Annotated in this window: 3 protein-coding genes; 2 read left to right on the top strand and 1 reads right to left on the bottom strand. The window is 56.6% G+C overall.

Features of this window, described 5'->3' with window-relative positions:
* Together PAT3040_RS37405 and PAT3040_RS25665 are read left to right on the top strand one after the other, a co-directional pair.
* The coding region (locus PAT3040_RS37405; RefSeq protein ID WP_373863974.1) for a hypothetical protein at positions 1–313 on the top strand (313 nt) is incomplete at its 5' end.
* A 359-nt stretch (positions 314–672) separates the two neighbouring features.
* Positions 673–1,332, top strand: a complete 660-nt coding sequence (locus PAT3040_RS25665; protein WP_108994920.1) for a FusB/FusC family EF-G-binding protein — start codon at positions 673–675, stop codon at positions 1,330–1,332.
* Between the two features lie 764 nt (positions 1,333–2,096).
* Here PAT3040_RS25665 and PAT3040_RS39030 read toward each other — a convergent pair.
* Positions 2,097–3,098, bottom strand: a 1,002-nt coding sequence (locus PAT3040_RS39030) for a rhamnogalacturonan lyase family protein (RefSeq protein WP_444980826.1), incomplete at its 5' end; no start/stop codon positions are given.

The following is a 3,098-nucleotide window of genomic DNA, read 5'->3' as shown; positions in this document are numbered from 1 at the left end:
CGCAGCCCCCGCCCCGGCCCCAGCCGCAGGCGCTGGCGATAGCGCGATCCGGAGCCGGCCGCGAACGGGGCGTGAGCGTTCGGTTAAACAAGCGGAGCCGCTCAAGGAGAAGGAAGCTAAATCCGGCGCCCAGCTGGAAGCCGAGATTGCCGAAGTGGAGCGGCGGCTGGCGGAGCTGGACGCGGTACCGGGCATTCCGGCACAGGACGCTGACGCTTTGTCCCGCATGGAGCTAAGCTGGGCGGAGATGGAACACCTTCGGGCGCGTCTGGATGCGTTGATGGAGAGATGGCTGGAGGCGCAGGAGGAATGAAGCGCAACCCGCGTTCGACGCCACAAGCAGCTTAGCCAAAGGGATTTCGCCCCTCGATTCGCCGTAGGGATTCGTCGGCTATGCATCATTCGGACTGGCCCATCATCCCGGAGTCCGCCGGCGCATTCCTGTTTCCTTTGGCCGATGGGAGAGTTATAATAGCTTTACTTGAACCCCTCGGAGGTGATACTCATGGCAATTCGAGATTGCCGGATTGGCAAGGCCTCATGCAAAGCCTGATAAGGAGGCGATACTTTGCATGAATCGGGCGCTTATCGCCGGACTGAGCATATATCGTTTCTAATAGCGGGCTTTGCACCTTATTTGCTTGACCAATTCGAATAAGGGGCTGAAGTTTAATGTGCCAACCGTTTATTAGAAACTACCAATATAATGTAATTAGGCAACAAGCCGAGTCTGTCTTGCGCGCGACAAGATCGGTCGGAGATCCCAAGATTCTGGACTCCGTCCGATATGGCGCGCAGCTTAAGGCGACGGAGTTGTTCCCGGATTTAACGGACAAGGGCAAGGCGCTGCTGGAATCCGTGACGGAGCTAAGAACAGCGGACGAGTGTCACGCATATGTGCAGGCGCTCGAGCCGTACCTGGTGCCGTTTCCCCCGATCACCGGAGGGCAGATTCGAAAGCTGTTCCCCAAGAATAAGAAATTGAAGATTCCTGACCTCTCGGGGATCGACTTCCGATATATCACCTACTTGAGCTGGACCGATATCTCTACGGGCAAGATGTTCATCGTCTATCATAACGGGGAGCAATTCTTGGGCCTCGAGGGAAGGTTCACGGCAACCAATAAGAAGAGCTATTGCTTCGCCTGCAACCGCTATGAAGAGCTGGTGCTGTTCTCAGGCGTCGCGAAGAAGAGGCCTGCCCAGGCTTCCTCGGATTATTACAAGTCGGTGGGGCATTATGTGTGTGCGGACGGACGGGCGTGCAATAACAACATAACGGCTATTGCTTCGTTGGAGAAATTTATTCATTCCGTGCTAGGGCGTGTCTGAATACTCCGAGGGGAGCAGATTTTGCCGAATTTTCGTTCCATGCAAGGAACTTTTGTGAAGGTGTACCGGGGGTACGTCAAGCAAAAGTGACGAAGCAGGGGGCGGAAAGGCGGTGAAAGATGCCCCTGAGCGGGTTTTCAGACACGACCTAAATTAAGCAAAGCTGGCACAGAATGAGTCCATCTAGATGGAGCAGCTTCAGCGTGATAGGTAGATCAGGCGAGTTGGTGGGCATGATCGACAGCTTGTGCGTTCCCCTCCTCGTTGCTCCCGCTGGCGGAAAATAGAAGGAAAAGCTCCCGCTAATCTGAATAAATCTGGCGATCGGCTAGGCATAGAGGGAAAACCTCCCTCTAATCGGGGGGATTATGCCCGAATACAGCGATCCGGTCGGGATTATAGGGAGGATTTCCCTCTAAAGCGCAAGCAAGGGCGGAGACGGGGATATTAGAGGGCGTTTTTCCCCTTATTCGCGAGAAGGGGGAACGAGCATGACCCACACAACACAACTCCCGATTTATACGTGAAAGGACCTCGAATCCTACTGCAGAGTGGGATTTGAGGTCCTTTTCTTGAAAGATAAGAAAGTATAAGTTTCACTCTATACTGGGCTTATATTTCTCGGAATGAAACGCGCTGCACCGCCAATGGACGGCGACAGCCGTTTCACCTTGGGGAAATCCGGTTTAATGTGAGGCTCCAAAATTCACAAATCGGCTTTTGGGACAGCCCCTTTCAAATTCTAACGGACAGGTACGCCTCCGTTACGATTCGGGAGTCACCGCCGACCGCCGAAGAGGCACCGCGCGCCAATCGAGATCCGATGCCAGATAGAAGCTTGGATAACAAGGCTGGTTATACACGACGTTCTGCCAGGCGACGCCGACCCGATATTGGGCGTCATGCATCAGCGTGTACAGCTTGCGGTCGGTAAGCTCCGTGCTGACGTAGATCCGAATCGCGGAGCTGTCCGCCGTCCTTACAAGCAGCTCCTCGCGCCAATCGCCGAAGATGTCGGCTACGAGGCAGGGATTGCCTTTCGTGCCGTTATTGGATCGACAGCCTGCGGCGGTAAGGAGCCGGCCCCTCTTCCAATCGTCAATGGCAACGGGTTCATCGAAGGAGCCGCTAATGATTTGAGTGGTCATGTCGGCGGCCCATCGAATGTTCATATTCGTGCCGGGCGCCCTCTTGTCGATCTGCTCGCCTTGCGCAGTCATTAAGCCGAACGTCTGCTGGCTGTGGATATCCTCGCTGCACCACGTTTGCAGGCCGCGGCATTCGGGGTCCACTTGGCCGATCATCCCGCGGCCCACATCGCCATCCGCCGGAGCGCCGTACAACACCTCGCCCGTCCGCGCATCCCGCAGTGTGTACCCGTACGGCACGGACGCGCCTCCCTCGTGGACCATGAATATTTCCAGTCCCGGCCGATCGGGATCGATATTGGCGACGTGAAGCGCATCGCCGTGGCCGAGCTTTACCTTTCTATCCGCCCCGGACCCCGACGAAGCGCCTGCTTGGGGCATGACATCCGCAGAGCTATATAAAAGGGACCCGTCATGGTCGATCGTCGCCGCGCCGTAGATGATTTCCTGACAGCCGTCGCCGTCCACGTCGGCCACGCTCAAGGAATGCGCTCCCTGCCTGGCCAGCGCGCCGAATGACTCATCGCGCCCGTCCGGTAGGTGGAGCGAATCGTTGAAGGGGTTGTTCATCGTCACCCAGCCGCTGTCCGCGATCCATTGCTCCCGAAGCTGGCGGCC

The sequence above is a fragment of the Paenibacillus agaridevorans genome (assembly GCF_003112455.1).
In the GTDB taxonomy this organism is placed as follows: Bacteria; Bacillota; Bacilli; order Paenibacillales; family Paenibacillaceae; genus Pristimantibacillus; species Pristimantibacillus agaridevorans.
This window is presented reverse-complemented; position numbering and strand designations above follow the sequence as displayed.